Source organism: Methanolobus sp. ZRKC2, from assembly GCF_045291185.1.
GTDB lineage: Archaea > Halobacteriota > Methanosarcinia > Methanosarcinales > Methanosarcinaceae > Methanolobus.
In genome coordinates this window covers 129,246-150,485 of the sequence record NZ_CP146980.1, presented here as the reverse complement: position 1 = coordinate 150,485, position 21,240 = coordinate 129,246, and the positions used below count along the sequence as shown (strand labels likewise).

Below are 21,240 nucleotides of genomic sequence, written 5' to 3'. Positions count from 1 at the left end.
GGTCTGACGAATTTGTGCTAATTTACTCCGATCCAGATTGATTATAGCAACTGATGCCTTATTGTCCAGAAGTATAAGTCAGGAATACCATCCTGGAGTCTTCAGCAGACAAAAGAGTATTTCTACCAGATGGACATTAGCGTCTGTTGTGAAAGATATCAATGATTTACTTTCCAGCTCATCCACCCGGAAAAAAGTAGAAAGGTTCAGGCTTTTTTTGCAATTAGCCGGACTCGCCATTTTTGTTTACTTCGGCAGTCAGTCCACAATATACGTAATACTTTTAAGTGTACCTCTTGCTTTACTTTTCGGGCCCGTATACTGTGGCTGGATGTGTCCGAGGGGGCTTTTTCAGGATATCTTTGCAAGGGTGGGAAGCAAGACTCTTGGAAAAAGATACAACGTTGCGGTCCCAAGAAGGTTTCATCCATTTTTGATGTATTCCAGGTACATTCTGCTGCTTTTTGTTCTTATGACTCTCATTCTCTCAGTACTTGGTGTTCTTCAAGAGTCAATAGAAATTCTTATCCTTGAAGGACTGGTAGCAATAATGATATTTTCAATATTGCTTTCCCTTTTTGTTGACAGGGCCGCATGCAAGTATTTTTGCAAAGAAGGAGCTGTTGGCGGACTGCTAAATCTTGTCAGTAGAAAGAAGGTTACAAGAGATACTTCCCTGTGCAATTCATGTGGTATTTGCGACAGGGTTTGCCCTATGTGGATTAAAGTATCAAAAAAGCATATTGTGACTGATCATTCATGTGTCTGTTGCTTTAAATGCATCCAGGCATGCCCGGTGTGTGCACTCCATATCAAAGAATAAACTGAAAGTCCGCTCACAATATAAGAACTATTACCAGGGTGATTTTATGGTTGAATCCATATGTTTCAGCCTATTAGTTGGACTTACCTGAATCCTACTATAAGAATTTCTCCGATTTGTCCGTACAAATGCTACTAAAAGTTTTTTCTGTAAAATAACAGCAAAACACCTAAGTAATGTCGGTGACCTCCTTTAAGTAGAATGAGTCAAGGCTTGTTTTAAACTATATTGAGTTGATAAATTGTCAATTAAAGATGGCGATACGATAAAGATAGATTACACCGGTACACTTGATGACGGTTCAGTATTTGATTGTTCCGATAATCACGAAAAACCCCTTGAGTTCACTGTAGGTGCAGGACAAGTCATACCTGGTTTTGAAGAAGCCGTAAGAGGTATGGAAGAAGGGGAAGAGAAAGAGTTCAGGATCGAACCGGCCGAAGCCTATGGAGAATATAACGAAGAACTTGCCCAGCAGGTCCCAAAGAATGTCATCAGGTCAGACATGGACATCCAGGTGGGAATGATGTTACTTGTAAAAACGCCAGAAGGTCAGGAAATACCTGCAAAGGTGACTGAAATCGGTGATGAGCAGGTCACACTGGATATGAATCATCCCCTTGCAGGAAAAGCACTGAACTTTAATATTAAAATAGTTGAAAAATAGACAAAGAAACCTCGAGTACTATAGAACTTTGTGACTATAGGACCGGGGTCATGTTTTTTTAAATCCATCATGAAGAAAGTTACAATTTGAGCAGATGGATTAAAGATTTAGATTTAAATGCAACAGCTGTGCTATTACCTTTCTAATAGGCTTAATTATGGCTCGGACAATTCCCTTAAATCGACAATCTTATCAGGAAAGTAAGTTGATGATTTTCTTTAGATATAAACTGAATTTCTAATTCTTCTTTTTTAATATATCAAGAAACGCATAGGCAAACTAGAAGAACAATTAGCGCGCTTCATGCCTAACATGGACCAACTGAACTTTGATGGCTCATGCGATCCCAATCCTGGAGGCAGGATGGGATTTGGATGGATTATAAGATGGGAGAGAAAGAAAACTTCCACAGAAGGAAGTAAAGAGAAGAAACGTTCCCCTTCAAACACCAACAACGTTGCGGAATACACAGCTCTTAAAGAAGGCATCCTGAACTATCTGGACCTTGGTGGCAAGGGACCACTCCAGATATGTGGGGACAGCAAGCTGGTAATCAATCAGATGGAAGGAAAATGGAAGATCAAAAACCAAAATCTTGCTGAAATTCATAGCCAGATAGCTATTATTATCAAAAAGAATAGTTTGAATGTCAAGTACAAGTGGGTACCCAGAAGTGAGAACAGTGACGCTGACAGGCTGGCAATGCCTGATAGTAAGCAGCAGGCAATGCAACAGGCAATGCCTGTTACCCGAAAAGTTATAGCTGATACAAATACAGCCCCGGTTTCACCTCAGCTAAGAGTAAGGATAAATGAGCTGAATACACATCCGTCACCCGGATTCAAGTCTTTTGCACAAATGAAGGTTGGTGGCCTTGATTCATTTTCAAGAATCAGGATAGAAAAATTGCGCAAACTTGCAGGTATCGAAGCTGCAAATCTTGCTAAAAAAGAGTTTGCGGAAGAAACACACCAGGCTTCAGTCCTTCGATGGATGTTGAGAGGACTGGCCGCAGATCTTGCAGTAAGGAAAGTAAAGGTGGATGCAGAAATCAGTAAGAGAAATGGAAAGAAGCGTTCACCTCGCTGAAATGTAAGAAAGCAGAGGATAAGGAGGATAATTAACTTATTTCCCCAAATACCTGCATTCAATTTCATTTGGATCTTCTGGACGCATCAGCCCCAATATACATTTTCAAAAACCAGAGTTAAGACAGGATTACCCTCGACATCTTTCCTAAGAAAATCAGATCAGCACCTGATATCACAGGTTACCGGAATTGCAGGGATTTCAAACAAAAAATTGCTACCTTTTCCAGGCTCACTCTCTATCCATATATGCCCATCATGCATCTCAACAAGTTTTTTGACCAGGGAAAGCCCAAGCCCCGTGCCACCGTACTTTCTGGAGATAGAACCATCAACCTGCCTGAAGGGTTCAAAGATTCCTGCAAGCTTTTCTTTTGCTATACCTATTCCTGTATCATACACTGAAAACAGAACGTAATCATTTTCGATTTTTGCTTCCACTTTTATATATCCTTCATGGCCAGTGAACTTTATGGCATTTTCCACCAGGTTATAAAGGATATTAGCAAGCTTCCTTTTATCTGCCATGATCAAATCCAGGTTTTGGTCAATATTGATATCGATTTTAATATTTTTCTTTGATGCTTTTAACGAAAGAATATTCAGGGTTTCATAAATAACATCCTTCACATTGACAGGTTGCAGCTCCAGTGAATCCGACGTTCTGTATTCTACATTTGCATAATCAAGCATTTTGTTAACTATGCTCAAAAGATCCTGTCCGCTTTGATGAATGCAATCAACATATGATCTCTGGGACTCATTGAGTTTTTTCCCGTCCCCATTAAGTAAAAGATCTGAAAATCCTATTACCGAAGTCAGAGGAGTCCTGAGTTCATGAGTGACATTCTTCAGCATTTCACTTTTAATGCGGTTAGACTCATCCGCAATATCCTTTGCATAAATTAGAGCTTCTTCGGCTTTTCTTTTTTCAGTTATGTCCGCAATTACTGAAATAGCATATAATCCTCTGCTATCTTCATCGCAAACAATCCTTACATATAATTTTGCCCATACGGAATGGCCTTTTTTATGTATATAGCGTTTTTCTATTTCGTACGAATCAATATTTCCCGCAATAGTCTGCCGGATATATTTTTCATCAAGAGGCAAGTCATCGGGATGAGTTATATCTCTGAAATTCATTTCAACTAATTCATCAACAGGATAACCAATTATTTCACTGAAACGTTCATTGACCCTGAGGAAATGTCCATCAAGGGCAACCTGGGCAACACCTGTTGCTGCCTGCTCAAAAAGTGATTTAAACATCCTTTCACTATGCTTTAGTGCTTCTTCCGCATGCTTCTTTTTAGAAATATCAAGTGCAGTAAAGGTTACTCCCTTTGAAAAGTCAGAGCTATCTCTGGGGGTGGAGGAAAGTAATACATCAATAATTGCACCGTCTTTTCGTTTCCATTGGGTTTCAATGGTACCGGTGCCCTTTTCTACAATCTGCCGATATTTTTCTTTTCCGACATACTCGAAATCCTCCTGTGTCAGATATAGCTTGCGAGAACTGAAGCCCAGCAATTCGTCAGCATTATAACCTGTCATTTCGCACATGCGAGTATTCACATCTGTAAATACACGATTTTTAACAACACCTATTCCAGCAGGTGCAACTCTGAAGATACTTTGCAATTTTTCCTTATTAGAAATCGCAGCTTCCTGAGCCCGTCGCTGTGCTAATGCCATAGCAATGCTATCACTAAGACGTTCAAGCAAGGCAATATGTTCAGCAGTAAACATTCCTTTGCGCGAATCATTTAACTGAATTAATCCCAGAGTTCCTCCCTGACTCCGCAGCGGGATTAATGCAACTGATTCATAACCTTCATCGTTACAACGATTTCGCGTATGTATCTGTCCTTCTGATTCACCTGCTTTAGCAAGAAGCTCCGAGGTCGAGTTCGTCCAGAAACTGCCATGAGAAGTGAAATACGGGTTTTCCGAATCAAATCTTCCACTTATAACGCTTCCACACATACAGTCCAGAAAAGGATTTCCAAGCTCATCTCTCAGGATATTTCCATTCGAATCAGTTGAACACAGTGAGTTTTCCAGAACTACAAAATTTTCCGGGAAACCACGCGCCTGATAATATGGGTAATCATCATCTTTTTTCAGCCTGATGCCCACAGCTTCGCAGCCTGAGCAGTCTTGTAGTAATTCTGTCACTGAGTCAATGAGTTCATGAACATCATTGGATGCATTTAGAAGATTCAGAAGACGAATAGTAATTTTGCGTTCATCTTCTACATGTTTACGCTGGGTTACATCCTGTACGAATCCAAGGAACCTTTTTTCACTCAACTTGACCGCTTTTACAGTACATATTATCTTTTCACCGTCTCGTTTCAAAAAGTGGAAATCACCTACAGCTTTTCCGGTTTCAACAACATTCTGAAAGTGCAATAAGGCATTTTCCATATCATCAGGAAATGTTATATCTTCCAGATTCATCTCCAAAAGCTCTTTCCTGGAATAGCCGGTGATCCTGCTTGCAGCCTCATTAACTTCAACGTAATTGCCTTTTTCATCTGTTATGAATACACCATCAGGTGCCTGTTCCACATAACTACGGAACTGGCTTTCACTTTCATGCAGCGATGTGAGCAGATTGTCACGTTCGTCTAGCGTTCTTGCAAGTTTGATGTTGCTATAGCTAAGATTGGAGATAAGATAAGTTAGCCGGGTATAAAATGACATTACCGCATCAAATTTTTCCCGACTCAGACGTGGCACTTTTTCAAGCGCTTCCATGTACTCTTCTTCATTAAAGCCGTATTTTCTGGCCTGCTGTCTGAAAGTATCATAAGGTATATCCTCATCATCGAAAAAGAACTGACCATAGTACAGGTTTCCTAAATGCAAACCATCCACAATAATTGGAGTAGCTGCATCCCAAAGGTTGTTCTTGCATCGGTAAAGTTTGTATTCGCCGGGATTTAAGCGACTACATAATTGCAAATCACTTTCAGTACAGTGAGTTCTTGTCTCAGGATGTATACGATGGAACTTCGTACATATATCCTGCCATCCAACAGCAACCAGAGCATTTCCATGCCGATCACCAATGGAAAGAAGAAGACCAGTCAAGCGGTTAAAATCTTCCATCATTAATTGAAGGCTTTCACAGTCAAGGATGTCAGCAAGTTCCAGTTCCCCAACAGCATCATCCTTGCATACATGCCCTGGACAATTGCCTTCCGTTAATACTGACGGATTATGCCCTCTGTTTTCCGATGAACGTAAAGAAGTTTTCATGGTCCCCCTGAATTTAACTAAAGTTCAAGAGTACGTTTTAAGCAGTGCTTTACTATCTCTGGACTACGCAACCGGATAAGTTAAAACACCCACATATCAAAGCATTTGTATGCTTTATATTCCCGCTTTTTATGATGGGACCATATTATTTATGTTTTACTAAACTGTTTCTTTAGGAATCATATCCTGAAATATAGGTCAACACAGGAGCACCAAGCCACAAATGTGCAGCAGTAATATTTCTGCATCTTGGCTTCCCCACATTTTTATTTTGTCCGGGATAAAACAGAAACTACTTATTCGAAAATTTTGTCATCCATGATTTCTACAAAATCTAAAATTGCATAGTGTTCAGTATTTACTAATTGATACAAACAACGAAGCCAGAAGTAGAATTTGATACCAGAATTTCCTCAATTTAAAAATTATTGAAATATCTCTTTTGACATTTTATCCGGCCTCTCTGCACAGTTGATATAAAGAAGTAAGAACAAATTTCACAGTTACAAGAGAGGATAATGCCATGACAGCAAAATGTTCTTTATCTGAAGAATTACCTGTTGAAGAATATCTCATCGAGGAAGAGCCTTACTATGTTCCGATAGGTAATGAGATAGAAATATTTACAGCAGCTTACAAGAACCTGCTACCCATCAATCTTAAGGGGCCGACTGGCTGTGGAAAGACACGTTTTATGGAATACATGGCTTACAGGTTGAAACGTCCCCTGATAACCGTTGCTTGCCATGAAGACCTTACTTCCACCGATCTTGTAGGAAGGTACCTTATCAAAGGTGAATCAGTAGAGTGGACCGACGGGCCTCTCACAAAAGCTGTCAAAAACGGAGCTATATGCTATCTTGATGAAGTTGTAGAGGCCAGGAAAGATACGATAGTTGTCATACACCCTTTGACAGATGACAGACGCATTATCCCAATAGACAAATTAGGTATAATTCTTAAAGCATCACCCGACTTCATGCTTGCTATATCCTATAATCCCGGTTACCAGAGTGCCGTCAAGGACCTGAAACAAAGCACAAGGCAAAGGTTTGTATCCATAGACTTTGATTATCCTCCAGCAGATCTTGAAAGAAAGATAGTAGCCCATGAGAGCCTGGTAAATGAGGAAACAGCAAAATATCTGGTTGAGATAGGCCAGAGGATACGCAATTTCAAGCACCACGGACTTGAAGAAGGAGTAAGTACCCGCCTTTTGATATATGCAGGCAAGCTGATACATGAAGGCATAGAACCCAAGGAAGCCTGCAGAATAGCTATGGCACGGCCGATAACGGACAACGTTGACCTCCAGAAAAGTATCGATGAGATTATCAATGCAATCGTGGAGTGAAAAAACATCTTGAAAAGAGATACCACTGAACAAACAGATCCAACAGAGGAAGAGCTTTTAGAGCTTATAGAAGTTCACTTCCCAAAACTTGATATCGAAAATAGGCGGAACGTTGTAAAGCAATTCGAAGGGCTGCACTATAATGAAGTGGAAAATGTACTTCAAGCCGGAGTCCGGTTCTTGAAAAACGGAAAGAGGATAATTCTGGCTTATCTGAGAACAGCGCCTGTAATTTATAGTTTCTGCAGCATGGAAGACTTCAACAGATGGCGGGAATTAGCCTATAAAGCTTCAGCGTTAAGTGTGTCCTGTTGTGAAGGTTTCTTTAACTCCTCAGTACTCATAATTAAAAAAGGAGGCATTCTCCTTCTCGAAAAATGGACTGACATGGGCATGTCCTATTCAAGGAAAAGTAAATGGCTTGCGATAGCCTATTTTAAGTATACGGGAAATGTGGTAATCTCTACTGAATTTGAAAACTTTGAAGAGCTTGTTCTGGCTGGCAGAGCGTTTGCTGATGTGAACGTGAACGTTGCCGAGGAATATTTCAAAAACCTGCCTCATTTACATTCCCTGCTCTCACCTGAAGACTTTCGGTTGTGGTGTAGCATCATAGCAAGTCTGCTCGAAACGAACTGGATTACTGCAGTTGACATTATTAATTCAAGTGCTGAAGTGTTCTTCCAGATACCTCCGCAAAGAGCCAGGAAGCTTCTTGAAGCCCTGGATACATTTGCGGAATATGATGAAAAAACTATTTCTGCCTTGTTCATGAGCTCACCCCATGCAATGGAAGTACTGGATGATCATGATTTCAATATATGGGTGTCCGAAGTTTCTAAAATAACAAAGGTAGATGATAATGCTGCTAAATCTTTCCTGAACAGAAGTCCTGACATAATTGCTTCCATTGATATGGACGAACTTACCGAATGGACTGACAAAGCACTCGATTCGCTCTCCGGCGATAAAATTGCCCTTGAGGCTTTCATCTATGGAAGCTTCAAAGGACTGAACAAATACTACGGCATCCAGTACCCTGAAAAAAGACATGGACGACAAGATAGAAAGTTTCTACTTGATATAGGTATAAGGCTTGCACTCATCAGGCCTGAATGTGTAGAGAGCTATTTTGAATATTCAACCCAGGCTTTGAAGTATCTTACAAAGGAAAAATTCAATGAATGGGTACAGATCGGGGAAGATATCTCAAAGGAAAGCAGCACTTTTGGAAACGATTATTTCAGGAATTTTACCAATGCTCTTAAAAAGAGCAGTTCAACATATCATGGCGAACTTCTCAGAACAGCACGTATGCTGCTTGATAAAGACTGGCTGCTTGCAGGTATATTTTTTGAAAATCTTCCCGACGCAACCAAGAATACAGAATCTGAAAATATAAGGAAATGGGCAGGTACCGGAATTAAGATTTATGACCAGGATAAGGACCTGGCAATCGATTATTTTACCTATTCGGCCCCTCTCCTAAAGAATCTGGAAGTCAGTGAGCTTGAAGAGTGGGCCTTGAACGGTATAGGTATCTTTGAAGATAATCCTCCACTTGGAAGACCTTACTTTTCCCTTAAGTCCAAAAGCTCAAAAGAATTTATTGAAAAACTGACAGGGTCAGCAGCACTCAATGAGGTTGCCAGTGTCCTCAGATATTATGCTCTTGGATTATCAGGTGTTAATTTCAATATCCTTTCCCGACAAATGATACAGATGGATGAAGAACCCGATGCAATCAATCCCGTGGTCGCAGGTAAGACTATCTACCTTACACCCCGGATAAAGAAATACGGTGATTTTGAGGATAACTTCAAGGTATACAAGCTGAGCATTATGCATGAAGTCGGTCACGTACAGTTTAGTTCCCATGCTATAAGCCTTGAAGATGCAGCCGGAATGATAGCAGATATAAAAAGAAGATATACGACCAGAAAGAAGGGAACTTATCTTTCAGGATTGCAACCCGAAGGCATCGTTGATATATCCGATATTATAGCCCTTTATCCCAACGAAGCACTGGCAGGCACCATACTGGGAATCCTGGAAGATGCAAGAGTCGAGTACAGGATAATGGAGCATTATAGGGGAGTTCGCTCGGATCTTGAGAGAATAAGACACCAGATGCTTCTGGCCAGACCTGTCCAAAACGGAAAACTTGAAGAGTTTATGGAAATACTTTTGTGGATCTCAACCGGCCATGAGCCTGTTTATAGTATAAATGCAGATATAGAGAGCCTGCTAGACAGGACAAGGACTCTGCTGAAAAACAGGATATTCCGAAAAAGATCGACTATTCTTGATTCCCTTGATATTACTTTCAAGATATATATCATGCTTGATGAGCAACTGGGCCCACTAAGCCAAATAGAGTATGAAATACTGAAGAATATCGACTATCGTGGAGTGGGTATCGGAGCATATGGGAAGAAGGATCCTCTTTCTTCCAGGTCACACGAGAATATTATCAAGAATTTCATTCCTGAAAGTGAAGTGGAACTGACTGCAGAACAGGAAAGACCAAAAGAGGAAAAAGTCAAACGCCAGTCTACTTATGTTACGGACAAGAACTGGAAGCTACTCGGCAGTTACAGTTATGACGAATGGGATGCCGTTATTAATGATTATAAAGCTGACTGGTGTACGGTAAATGAGATAGAGCCAAGTGGTATGTCCAGTGATTATTATGAAAATGCATCACAGCATTATAGGAATGAGATAGCCCTGATTAAGCGTGCATTCAACAGGATGAAACCGGAGACATTCCGCAGGATGAAGGAGCAGACAGACGGTACTGAGATTGACATCGATGCTTTCATCGATGCCCTGATACAGAAAAAGTGCGGGATTAATCCCGATGACAGGCTTTACCTCAGATGGGACAAGCACGAAAGGGACGTTGCAACTCTTTTTCTTATAGACGTCAGTTATTCTACCCGAAAAATGGTGGGGTATGAAGGAAAGAGTATTATAGATGTGGAAAAGGACTCACTTACAATTATGATACAAGCCCTTGAAAGCATTGGTGACAAGTACGCAATCTACGCATTTTCCGGCCAGACAAGGGATGATGTTGAATACTTTGTAATAAAGGAATTTGAGGAGGAACTATCTGAAAACGTTGCACGCAGGATAAGTCTTCTGGAGCCGGTATCCAACACAAGACTTGGTCCCGCCATTCGTCATTCTATAAAAAAACTGGAAAAAATCGACGCTAAAACAAAGATGCTTATACTGCTTTCAGATGGTGAACCCTTCGACACTTCAAGAGGAGAAAGTGCTTACAAAGGAAGTGTTGCCGAAGAAGACACCAGAATTGCAATAAGGGAAGGAAATGCCCAGGGAATAAATTTCTTCTGCATTACAGTGGATTCCAATCCTGGAAAGTATCTTGATAATATATTCTCTGATGTGGGTTATACGATAATAGATGATGCAAGATCGCTTCCTGAGCGTCTTCCTTTGTTGTATAAGAGGATAACTACCTGAATATTTTCAGGTATGAATGCTCCTCCCAATGTCTTTTGCCATATTCACAACCATTAAATTCATAAAACAAGTTTCATGTATAAGGGGAAGTCAATACGGACACTTATAATTACTATTTAACAGTTTAAGCATAAAGAGAGAATAAACATGGCACCTAAAAGGGCGTTTTTAACAAAAGGATTCGGCGTTCACAAAGACAGACTGGCGTCATTCGAACTTGCTTTACGGGATGCAAAAATCGAGAAATACAATCTTGTCAGTGTATCCAGCATACTTCCTCCTAACTGCAAGATAGTCTCCAGGGATGAAGGACTCAAAGAGCTTGGGGCAGGCGAGATCGTCCACTGCGTCCTGGCACGCAACGATACGAATGAGCCGCAGAGACTGGTATCGGCTGCAGTCGGAACTGCTGTTCCAGTTAACGAGAAGAACTACGGCTATATCTCCGAACATCATTCATACGGAGAAGAAGAGGAAAAAGCAGGAGAATATGCCGAGGATATTGCGGCAACTATGCTTGCAACTACTCTGGGAATCGAATTCGATGCTAACTCTGCCTGGCAAGAAAGGGAACAGGTTTACAAGGCAAGCGGCCATATTTTTGATACAACCCATTACTGTCAGACTGCTTACGGGGATGCAAACGGTAAATGGACTACAGTAGTAGCAGCAATGGTGTTTATCGAGTGAAAAAGATATTTTCCAAAGGGATTAATAAGCCTCAATATTTTTCAGTCGGAAAAAAGAAAAATAGTTAGTGAGGTAATATCTCCCTCACTCGTATATCTGCTCTGCCAGATAATTTTCGACACCCATCTGTTCAATCTCTTCAAGCTGGGCCTCAAGCCAGTCGATGTGTTCCTCTTCATCCTTCAGGATCGATTCAAGAAGTACTTTAGTATTGTTATCTCCCAGTTCTGATGCCAAGCGGATGCTTTCGTTATAACCTTTAATTGCCCCTTCCTCGGACCAGCGATCATTCTCATGCATCTTCGGCACTACATCCCCTATTCGAATCTCGTTAAGATTGCTGACTATAGGCTTTCCTTCAAGGAAAAGGATGCGTGCAATCAGCATCTCTGCGTGCTTCATTTCCTGAATAGCCCGCTTCTCTATTTCCTCATGCAGTCGCGAATAATTCCAGTCCTCGCACATTTCGGCATGGACAAAATATTGGTTAATAGCTGTCAATTCCTCAGACAAACGAGCGTTTAGGTGTTCAATGATTTTTTCATTCCCCTTCATATACAGACCTCCCCTGTAAAATCATTTATAGATTTCACACCTTATAACCATATCTCTAGTTCCCCACAAAAAATGTTGTCTGGTCCTTTTGTATTTAAAGCAAATGATTACAGAACCAGTTAAACATGCCTCTTACTTTATGCATCAATTGAACGCAACCGATAAACTCCTTTTTCTTATCCAAACCTAAAAACCACATATCATCGGCGCATTAAATCGAAAGTGTTAAATAAAATATGGGGAATGTATAGCCACCCATAGAATATATAGAATATGTAGGAGAGTAGTCATGAAAAAAATTCTGAGCATATTATTGGTTTTCCTGATGATCGGACTTGTAGCCGTATCAGGATGTACAGACACAACTGAAGAAAGTGGAACTGAAGAAGAACATGCAGACGACACAGGTGCTGAAGAGGTCACAGAAGACACAAATATGACCGAAAATGCAACTGTAGATGAGAATGCTACTGAAATGACTGATATGAATGTCACTGAAGAGGAGACAAACGTCACCGAAGAGATGACAGACGAAGAGGTCCCTGCAGAAGAATAATTCTATCTGCCTGTAAATGCCACCTCATGAAAATGGTGGCAAATCTTTTTTCAACATACTGTGTTTTTTAACTGCACTAACCGAAATCTATTCTTTTAAAATTAATCACCTGCAAGTTCAAAAATACCTTTTTTACCAAGACGGTAGGTTATCCATTTTCCATCAGCCTTAGCTCCCAGGCTTTCATAGAATTTTCTTGCAGGATTCCAGTCAAGTACACTCCAGTCCATCCTGCCACAATCCCTTTCCTTTGCAATCCTGGCACAATATGACATCAATGCCTTGACGACACCCATTCCCCTGTACTCAGGATGTACATAGATGTCCTCAACATAAAGACTAGGTTTACCCATAAAAGAAGAGAAATTGTGAAAGAAAGTTACAAAACCAGCAGGTTTGTCTCCGGCTTCTGCTACTGCAGCCTCAGCGTATGGCCTTGGACCAAAGAATGCTACTCTGATGCTATCTTCGCTTGCCATGACATTATCACTGAGATGTTCGAACTCGGCAATCAATCTTATAAATTCCAATATCAATGGAACATCCTTTTCATCTGTCTGTCTGATGCTTATTTTTAAGCGGTCATCATTCTTTGTCATGGTTTAACCAGAAGCCATTTTTAGAGCAAATAAGTTAATCTTTATTGGAATTATTATTTGGATAATAGGCGATGTTATTAAAGTATTGGCAAGGGTTACTGATTATAGCAGATTGAACAAAAAAGACAGAAAAGGAGGATAATAGAAGATATGAAATTGATCCTGAGATTCATCCTGAGTTTTATATCTTTTATCCTTACGATGATACTTGTGACAGAAGTACTCTCCGACAGAATATTCTTTTCACTTTTTCTGGGTATCCCGGCAGGAATTCTGGTATTTGTAACCACTTTTGCATACCTGAGTCTCACAAAGAACAAGTAGAATGAAAAGTTAACAAAATAGGAAGATGTATTTGAATGTGAAAAATCAGGAGAGATCTAGGGTGATAATATGCCGGTGATGACGATACTATCATGCAAGATATTACAGGATGAAATAATCCATCTTCTAGAGAATGATCCTGAAGTTGATGAGATCTGTGTGATCAAGAATAATGAAGAGCAGGGGTTTCTTACAAAGCTAGAAAATGTAGGCTTGAAATATGATCTGAAGCAATTGACCGACATTCCTCAAGTCTCCGGAAAAGCTGACAATGAAAAATATACTATCATGGTTTACCTGGTAGAACTTGCCCTTCATGAATTTCCAAAGATACTGCGTGAAGAAGTCTACAAACTTCTGGAAGGTATCACTCCATACTCTGACGGAATACTTCTTTTCTACGGCCTTTGTGGCAACGTCCTTGACAGGGTGGAGGAAGATTTCAAGGATCAGGAATCCACATGTCCTGTAAGGATACTCAGGGATGAGAAGCGAATAGTGGATGACTGCGTGGGAGCAACACTTGGAGGTGGTGAAGAATACCTTAAAGCTCTCAAAAAGTTCAGTGATCAGGGAACATTTCTTTTCACACCCATGTACGCCCACTCATGGAAAGAAATCATGCGGGTGGACCCGTTAAAACCTGAAAAAACATTAAAGATGCTCAGGAAAGTAAATGAGATTACCGGGTACAAAAGAGTTGCAAAAGTTCACACAAGACTGGGATACACCACCGATTTTGATGAAAAAGTAGAGGAGTTTGCCAGAATATTTGATTTCGAAATACTCGAAATCGAAGGTAACCAGCAAGTATTCAGTAAATGCTATGTATCCATGAAAAAAGACATGGGGTTAATCATGATTTGACTTGACATCATACCTTCATGCATACGAAAACACTGAGAAAAGTATATACGTCATCGTTAACAGACTTAGCAATACCCAAAAACAATACAAGATTGAAATAAATGTCACAAACAAGAGGTAGGATATTCTTTATTTTATTGATCTCGGCTTTTATGTATGCGGGCACATCATGTGATGCACCGCAAATAGTTCCTACCGATTTAGTGGGGGATAATATGAAATCAAAAGAAGAATTGCTTAGTGAGGGGAATGAAATTGCAACTTTTGCAGCCGGTTGTTTCTGGGGAGTTGAAGCGGCTTTCAGAAAGGTGAATGGTGTAAAATACACACAGGTTGGTTATACCGGCGGGGACTTTGAAAATCCGACTTACAAGGATGTATCCAGTGGCAAGACCGGACATGCAGAAGCTGTTGAGGTTGTATTTGATCCTGAAGTTGTGTCATATGATAAACTTCTGGAACTCTTCTGGGCAACGCACAATCCGACAACACTCAACAGGCAGGGTCCTGACATAGGAAGCCAATACAGATCTGTAATATTCTATCACAACGAGAAGCAGAAAGACGCCGCTCTGGCATCAATGACAAAACTTCAGGAATCAGGGGAGTACCGGTCCGACATTGTTACGGAGATAGTTCCTGCAGGTGCATTCTATCGTGCAGAAGAATACCATCAACAGTATTTCGAGAAGACCGGAAGAGGAGGTTGCAGCATATAAATTTTCCAGCAGGGAATTTCAGTCAATACATTTAAAAGCATAAAACACAAGATACCTTATAAATATCTAAATAACCTGAAAAATTCTAGTTGGTGAAGATATGCAGGAATTTACGTTGGAAGAAGTTTCAAAATTTAATGGAAGAGATGGACAAAGAGCCTATGTAGTCTACTCTGGAAATGTATATGACGTAACAGATAACGAATTCTGGGATGATGGAGAGCATATGGGACTCCACGAGGCAGGAGAGGATCTCACGGAAAGTCTCGATCTGGAAGCACCCCATGAATCAGATTCTCTTGATGATTGTCCAATTGTAGGCGTTATCAAAAAATAACAATTGTCGATCAGACATTTCTATAGTCTTTTTTTAGTTCCATCTGAGTTTTCACATGATTAATGGTAATTTCTTATAATTCCGATCATGAGTCAATCATTCAATAATTATGCAGGGGCAATTCACAGATAAAAGAAGAACCTCTTCCGGGTTCACTTTCAACCCTGATAGTCCCTCCGTGCATTTCAACGTAGCGTTTGACGATGGCAAGACCCAGCCCGGTTCCCTCATATGACCTGTTCAGAGCGGAATCAACCTGCTTGAAAGGTTCGAAAAGGAAGTCCTGATCCTCAAGAGGAATGCCTATTCCATCATCTTTTATCACCATTTGTAGCATTTGACCTGATTTTCTAACAGATATGAAAACATTGCCACCTTCATGAGTAAATTTAAAAGCGTTGCCCACAAGATTGTAAAGAATTTGCTTGAATTTCAGCCTGTCAGCGCTAATGATGATATCCTCATTTTTTGAAATGTCTATTTTTAAGTTTTTCTTTGTGACAAGAGGAATAAAGGATTTCAGAATCTCATCCAGCACATCAAGTACATGGAACTCTTCTATTGTGAGTTGGGTCATTCCTGCCTCAACCTTAGAAAGATCAAGAATATCATTTATAATCTCAAGTAAATGTTTGCCACTGGTAGATATGTTCTTTATGTAACGGTTTTGCTTGTCAGAGGGCGTTTGGTCATTTAACAGGAGAAGGTCTGAAAAACCTATAATTGCATTCAAAGGAGTGCGGAGTTCATGGCTCATGGATGCAAGGAATTCACTTTTTGCACGGTTGGATTCCTCAGCAGCCAGTTTAGCCTCTATGAGTGTCTCCTCAACTTTCATCCTGACTGAAAGGTCATAAAAACTTTCTATGAGATACTCCTTATCATTCATTTTTACAGAGACAGCCGACTTTACTACAGGTAATTCTTTTCCGTCACGCGTAAGGAGTATGCGTTCGGATTTATCCACTTTCTGATTAAGATCGATAATCGGACATTTACCTTCGTCTGAAGGGCACACAAAGTTATGGCAGAGTTTACCTACGATCTCCTCTTTAGACAGGCCGATAAGTCTTGCAGCAACCGGGTTGATGTCAACGATCTCTTTTGTAACCGCATCGATCATCATGATGCCACCATCAACATTATTTATAATGGTAGTTAACCTTTCAAGGATCTCTTTTTCCATTAAATCCATTTGTTTACGTTCTGTAATATCACGGATTATAGCCACTGCATTCCAGCTACCATCAGAAAGCTCTATTGTAGAAAGGGACAACTCAATTGGAAACTCTGTGCCATCCTTTCTTTTACCTTCCATTTCCAGCGTTTTGCCTAATTCATTGCCTTTCCCTACTTTTATCAATTGTTCAAAATCCTGTCTGAAAGCTTCTGGATAGTTTGAAGAAGCCAGCAGTGAATGTACATCCCTGCCTATCACCTCATTTTCCTGATATCCGAAAATACGTGTTGCAGCTTTATTCCAGAAGATAGACTGCCCCTGCCCATCGATAATTATCATTGCATCATTTGCAAACGTGGCTATTTTTGAGAATTTTTCCTCACTTACAATCAATGCATTTTCAATCTTTTCCCTTATTCTTATCTGCCGTTTCAGTTCTTCCTCACGCGCTATGATCTCAGTGACTTCATGGAAAATATACATTCGCCCTCCAACAGTGTTGTCGATCATTAATGGAAGAGAATGTACTTCAAAAGCCCGGCCATCCTTGAACTGCACCAGGGTCTTACCTTTGATTGTCGAGCCTATTCTTTCATTTATCTTATTCAGGATATCTTCTTTATTTTCAATAACCTTCAAAATGTGGTCAAGTATTTTAGCGGAATTTTTCTCAGAATGCAATTCAGGGGGCAGATTACACATTTGAATAAAAGACGGATTAATCAGAAGTACATGCCAATCATTATCAATTATTACTATTCCCTCTACCGTTGTTTCGATAGTGGAATTCAGTAGTGAGGAGGTTTCCTGTAACGAAGACAGCATCTCATTTATGTTGTCCGCAAGTGTGGACAATTCATCGTTACCATCTATCTGTAAACGGGAACTCAAATCCCCTTTTAATCCTACTGCATTGACCCTGTCGCCTAAGAGGTCCAGGCGTGAAAACAGGTTTTTTTTCAGTATTAATGAGATTGCCAGTGTAACAATCAGGAAGAGACATATGACCACATAAATAATGGAATTGATAATATGAAGTCCGTACAGGTATATCTCCCTGTCCATTTGAGTCCGCAAAACCAGTGCGGGGTTTCCGAAGACATCCTCAATTAATCCATAACCAAATACTGTTTCACCTGTCTCAGCAATACCTACAAAATTGCCATCATCAGACAGTTTAGTTCGATCGTATTCAAGCACATCAGGCAGGTCAGTACTATGAAAACGAATCAACTCAACAGGAAGCAAAGTGTTCTCCTCGATTGATCCGATCATCGTCTCATCGAGGAATCTTCCCATGACCAAGGTTCCCCTAACTGGTCCATTTTTGTTGCTCTTTATCACTGGCCTAGAAGCTATGATCATCGGAGATTCAGAAGAGAGAAACAGGCCTGATATGTTTGAGTTTGTATCGGGATGTTCCAGAAAAGGATTTCCCGGATGGAACACATCAACAAGACTTAGAGGGATTTCTGCAACTTTTTGTTCTTCCAGATTATAGTATTTACTAAAAACGATGTCCTCTGAATCATCAAAAAAGAACACGAAATTAATGTTAAGATTGGAAAAAGTATCATCGTCAAGATTGGCTATGATGTATTCCGAATTGTTATATTTGATGAAAAAATATGTGTCATCCCTTGCAGCCCAGTCATAGACCGTTGTGTCAAGATAGTCGACTTCTGTCTGGATAGCCCTTTCTATCCTTTTGACATTATCTTTCATTTCCAACTCTTCAATATGCCTGTAGTTATCAGTCAGTATATGGTTGACTGAGACAGTTATCAGCAAAAGCATTACCAGGAAGGCCATACCTAGAGTTATCATTGTCTTATTGTAGACCTTCATGCTTTCACCAAAAAACATCAAGCAAAGTAAAAAACATTAAACTTACATACCCGCCAAATTTCATCTTTTTTTGTTTTGTGTACAATAGTGACCAAGTTGCAGAAGAAGTCATTTTCAGTAAATCAGTCATGTTTATACGTAATTTGAAACAAGATATATATAAAAATATAGTTCCTCTTTTATTAAAATGTGCAAATTTTGGATGGTATTGAAGAAGTTCGTCAAGAGTAGAGCATTATCAAAAATACTGTATTAGAATAGAAGAGTAGATTTATTTAACATAGACTTGTATAGCATTAGTCGAGACAGGTGATCTTTTTTGGTAAGGGTACTCGCAACAGGAACATTTGATCTGCTTCATCCGGGACATATTTTCTATCTCAGCAAAGCACAGGAGCTTGGTGACGAACTATATGTCATAGTTGCCAGAGAATCGATGATCCGGCATAAACCAAAACCCGTAATTCCTGATGAGCAGCGAGTAAAAATGGTCAATTCATTATCTGTTGTAGATAAAGCCATTCTTGGGAGTGAGTCTGATATGTTCGAGCCTATAAGGGAGATAAAACCAGATATCATTGCCCTGGGATATGATCAGACATTCGATATTGAAGAACTCGAAAAAAACCTCAGAGAACGTGATTTACATGCCAGGGTCGTACGTGTAAATGAATCAAGCACGTGTCCATTGTGCAGTACAGGAAGAATAATAAAAAAAGTTATTGAGCGCTGCAACGAAAAAGATGCAAAGCGCTGAACTTACAATAAAAGATATCAGGTCAATGCAGACTCAATTCTCGAAAGTCCGTCCTTGATCCTTTCCTGTGAAGTCGCATAGGATATTCTTATGAAATCCTTTCCGCTTTCGCCGAATGCAGAGCCTGGTGTAACTGCAACATGTGCATCTACAAGAAGCTTTTCTGAAATCTGGTTTCCATCACCAAACTCACTTACGTCTGCAAAGGCATAGAAAGCCCCGCCTGGTGTCTGACATTTGATTCCAATGTCATTCAGACCCTTAACAAGGATATCTCGCCTTATTTTGAATTCGTCAACCATCTCTTTTACAGGTTCCTGGGAACCCTGTAGAGCCGCCAAACCTCCGTATTGTACAAAGCTGGTTGCACTGCTTACGGAGTGGGACTGTATTTTAAGCATACCGTCAAAGATATCGGGTCTTGCGCATGCATAACCAAGTCTCCAGCCTGTCATGGCATATGCTTTGGAGAAACCGTTGACTGTAATTGTCCTGTCCTGCATGCCTTCAATTGAACCCATACTGACATGTTCCCTGTCATAGATGATCTTCTCATATATCTCATCCGAGAGCACAAGTATATCATGATCTATAGCAAGATCTGCAATATTTTTCAGTGTGCTTCTGTCATATACAGCACCTGTGGGATTACCAGGAGTGTTTACGACGACTATGCGGGTTTTATCAGTAATATATTCTTCGAGATTCTGGGGTTTGAAACCATCATACGGGTCAGTAGGAACCCAGACAGTATCAGCACCTGCAAATTTGATAGCTGATTCATAGGAGACCCATGCCGGATCAAAAAGAATAGCCTCGTCACCATCGTCAAGGACGGTTAACATGATCTCGAAAATAGCCTGTTTCGCACCTGGTGTTACGAGCACATCCGAAGCGTTTACGTCAAGCTTATTCTCTGTTTTTAACTTCTCTGCAATTGCTTCCCTTAGTTCTGGAATTCCGGCAGACGGAGTATAGTGGGTTTCACCTCTGTACATTGCATCAGCAGCTGCATCACAAATATGTTTAGGAGTATCGAAGTCCGGTTCACCCAGACTGAAACTGATGACATCTGCGCCCTGCTGCCTTAACTTGGTAGCAATGTTGGCAACTTTGATGGTTGCTGACTCTTCTACCCTTTTTAGCCTTGATGATGCCATGAAGACCCTAACCTTTTTGCATATTATTTAAGGTTTTTCATGAATCAAAGTCTCTGAACAAGTTTTACAGCAGCTTCAACGGCGCGCTTTCCGTAATCCACCCGTTCGTGAGCTTCCATTCTTGTCATGCCGGGTCCGGCGATTCCCAGAGCCACAGGTTTATTATATTCAAGGGAAAGGTCGGTAATTTTTCTTGCTGCATGCTGTACAACTATCTCGTCGTGTTCGGTGGCACCTTCAATTACGATACCAATAGTTACCACTGCATCGATCTCGTTGTTTTCACATAGTTTCTTAATGGCTAACGGCATGTCATAGACACCCGGAACCAATACTTTTTCTACAACCTCAGCTCCGAGGAACTTTGCGTGTTCCTCACCCAGCAATTCCATCTGGTAGGTGAGGTCTCTGTTGAATTCTGCTATTACAAATCCCAATTTAATAGTCATATCGATCACTTTGATTTTGATAAATGGAGGAGTTCAGACCCTTGCAGGTCCGATATCCCTGAATCCCTGGCGTTGCCCGGTTCCTGCTTCCTTGATAAGCTGTTCGGGTTTGAAAAGCATTTTTACCACGTTAAGTGCATGCTCCCTGGAGCGCTGTTCCATCAAAAAAGCAAGTTCTTTTTCGTCTTTTCCTTCGTCCTCATGGACAAATACTTCGATTATGTGGGTATTCGTCATAAGCTGTGCCTGGATTATCCCGGTGGATGCCTCATGTGCACAGATCTTGTCCTTGTCCTTCGCACCGGGCATTCCAAGTGCCATAATTATATCGCACTTCTCTTCCTCAATGAGCTTTTTGGCTGCAACCGGAAGGTCCTTGATTCCCGGAACAGTCCTGCGGATGATCTTGGCAGAGGCGTGCTTCTGTATCTCATCCACCGCAGCCTTGCCCATATTGAAGCGTGCGAAGGTCGTATCCACAATTCCGATTACTGGCATAATT

The 21,240-nt window shown here is 40.6% G+C and carries 19 protein-coding genes; 12 read left to right on the top strand and 7 right to left on the bottom strand.

What is annotated here, in order from left to right:
- Positions 1-148: 148 nt before the first annotated feature.
- The 3 genes from V7O62_RS00720 to V7O62_RS00710 all read left to right on the top strand — a co-directional run bounded on the left by V7O62_RS00720 (position 149) and on the right by V7O62_RS00710 (position 2,579).
- A complete protein-coding gene (locus V7O62_RS00720) occupies positions 149-823 on the top strand; it encodes a 4Fe-4S binding protein (protein ID WP_406657100.1) in 675 nt (224 codons plus the stop codon).
- 241 nt (positions 824-1,064) lie between these two features.
- A complete protein-coding gene (locus V7O62_RS00715) occupies positions 1,065-1,490 on the top strand; it encodes a peptidylprolyl isomerase (protein ID WP_406657099.1) in 426 nt (141 codons plus the stop codon).
- 312 nt (positions 1,491-1,802) lie between these two features.
- A complete protein-coding gene (locus tag V7O62_RS00710; protein WP_406657098.1) occupies positions 1,803-2,579 on the top strand; it encodes a ribonuclease HI family protein in 777 nt (258 codons plus the stop codon).
- Between the two features lie 161 nt (positions 2,580-2,740).
- Here the strand turns inward: V7O62_RS00710 and V7O62_RS00705 are convergent, their stop codons facing one another.
- Positions 2,741-5,848, bottom strand: a complete 3,108-nt coding sequence (locus V7O62_RS00705) for a PAS domain S-box protein (RefSeq protein ID WP_406657097.1) — start codon at positions 5,846-5,848, stop codon at positions 2,741-2,743.
- Between the two features lie 523 nt (positions 5,849-6,371).
- Here V7O62_RS00705 and V7O62_RS00700 point away from each other — a divergent pair.
- From V7O62_RS00700 to V7O62_RS00690, 3 genes are all read left to right on the top strand, one after another.
- The gene (locus V7O62_RS00700) at positions 6,372-7,202 is read left to right on the top strand and encodes a CbbQ/NirQ/NorQ/GpvN family protein (RefSeq protein WP_406657096.1); all 831 of its coding nucleotides are present in this window, start codon (positions 6,372-6,374) and stop codon (positions 7,200-7,202) included.
- Between the two features lie 9 nt (positions 7,203-7,211).
- Positions 7,212-10,697, top strand: a complete 3,486-nt coding sequence (locus tag V7O62_RS00695) for a nitric oxide reductase activation protein NorD (protein ID WP_406657095.1) — start codon at positions 7,212-7,214, stop codon at positions 10,695-10,697.
- Positions 10,698-10,844: 147 nt separating this feature from the next.
- Entirely contained in the window at positions 10,845-11,387 is a 543-nt protein-coding gene (locus V7O62_RS00690) for a pyruvoyl-dependent arginine decarboxylase (protein ID WP_406657094.1), read from the top strand.
- 84 nt (positions 11,388-11,471) lie between these two features.
- On the opposite strand, the gene bfr is transcribed toward V7O62_RS00690, so the two are convergent.
- Positions 11,472-11,942 (bottom strand): bacterioferritin, encoded by a 471-nt coding sequence (gene bfr / locus V7O62_RS00685; RefSeq protein WP_406657093.1) that lies wholly within the window; start codon positions 11,940-11,942, stop codon positions 11,472-11,474.
- Positions 11,943-12,231: 289 nt separating this feature from the next.
- On the opposite strand from bfr, the gene V7O62_RS00680 reads away from it, so the two are divergent.
- Positions 12,232-12,498: a hypothetical protein gene (locus tag V7O62_RS00680; RefSeq protein ID WP_406657092.1), complete on the top strand. Its 267-nt coding sequence runs from the start codon at positions 12,232-12,234 to the stop codon at positions 12,496-12,498.
- 101 nt (positions 12,499-12,599) lie between these two features.
- On the opposite strand, the gene V7O62_RS00675 is transcribed toward V7O62_RS00680, so the two are convergent.
- Positions 12,600-13,097, bottom strand: coding sequence for an N-acetyltransferase family protein (locus V7O62_RS00675; RefSeq protein WP_406657091.1), 498 nt, complete (start codon positions 13,095-13,097; stop codon positions 12,600-12,602).
- 150 nt (positions 13,098-13,247) lie between these two features.
- Between V7O62_RS00675 and V7O62_RS00670 the strand changes: the two genes are divergently transcribed.
- From V7O62_RS00670 to V7O62_RS00655, 4 genes are all read left to right on the top strand, one after another.
- Positions 13,248-13,421 carry a hypothetical protein gene (locus tag V7O62_RS00670; RefSeq protein WP_406657090.1) on the top strand — a complete coding sequence of 58 codons (174 nt, stop codon included), beginning with the start codon at positions 13,248-13,250 and terminating at the stop codon, positions 13,419-13,421.
- A 69-nt stretch (positions 13,422-13,490) separates the two neighbouring features.
- A complete protein-coding gene (locus V7O62_RS00665) occupies positions 13,491-14,288 on the top strand; it encodes a DUF1638 domain-containing protein (RefSeq protein ID WP_406657089.1) in 798 nt (265 codons plus the stop codon).
- Positions 14,289-14,503: 215 nt separating this feature from the next.
- Complete coding sequence (gene msrA, locus V7O62_RS00660) at positions 14,504-15,007, top strand: peptide-methionine (S)-S-oxide reductase MsrA (RefSeq protein WP_406657088.1); 504 nt, start codon at positions 14,504-14,506, stop codon at positions 15,005-15,007.
- 100 nt (positions 15,008-15,107) lie between these two features.
- The gene (locus V7O62_RS00655; RefSeq protein WP_406657087.1) at positions 15,108-15,344 is read left to right on the top strand and encodes a cytochrome b5 domain-containing protein; all 237 of its coding nucleotides are present in this window, start codon (positions 15,108-15,110) and stop codon (positions 15,342-15,344) included.
- A gap of 100 nt (positions 15,345-15,444) precedes the next feature.
- Here V7O62_RS00655 and V7O62_RS00650 read toward each other — a convergent pair whose 3' ends face one another.
- Positions 15,445-18,372 carry a PAS domain S-box protein gene (locus V7O62_RS00650; protein WP_406657086.1) on the bottom strand — a complete coding sequence of 976 codons (2,928 nt, stop codon included), beginning with the start codon at positions 18,370-18,372 and terminating at the stop codon, positions 15,445-15,447.
- Between the two features lie 319 nt (positions 18,373-18,691).
- Here V7O62_RS00650 and V7O62_RS00645 point away from each other — a divergent pair, with 319 nt between their 5' ends.
- Positions 18,692-19,129 carry an adenylyltransferase/cytidyltransferase family protein gene (locus V7O62_RS00645; RefSeq protein WP_406657085.1) on the top strand — a complete coding sequence of 146 codons (438 nt, stop codon included), beginning with the start codon at positions 18,692-18,694 and terminating at the stop codon, positions 19,127-19,129.
- Between the two features lie 17 nt (positions 19,130-19,146).
- Here the strand turns inward: V7O62_RS00645 and V7O62_RS00640 are convergent, their stop codons facing one another.
- The 3 genes from V7O62_RS00640 to ribC are packed head-to-tail and all read right to left on the bottom strand — an operon-like array spanning position 19,147 to position 21,236.
- Positions 19,147-20,289, bottom strand: a complete 1,143-nt coding sequence (locus tag V7O62_RS00640; RefSeq protein WP_406657084.1) for a pyridoxal phosphate-dependent aminotransferase — start codon at positions 20,287-20,289, stop codon at positions 19,147-19,149.
- Between the two features lie 44 nt (positions 20,290-20,333).
- Positions 20,334-20,738 carry a 6,7-dimethyl-8-ribityllumazine synthase gene (ribH, locus tag V7O62_RS00635; RefSeq protein WP_406657083.1) on the bottom strand — a complete coding sequence of 135 codons (405 nt, stop codon included), beginning with the start codon at positions 20,736-20,738 and terminating at the stop codon, positions 20,334-20,336.
- A 33-nt stretch (positions 20,739-20,771) separates the two neighbouring features.
- Entirely contained in the window at positions 20,772-21,236 is a 465-nt protein-coding gene (gene ribC, locus V7O62_RS00630) for a riboflavin synthase (RefSeq protein WP_406657082.1), read from the bottom strand.
- Positions 21,237-21,240: the final 4 nt, after the last annotated feature.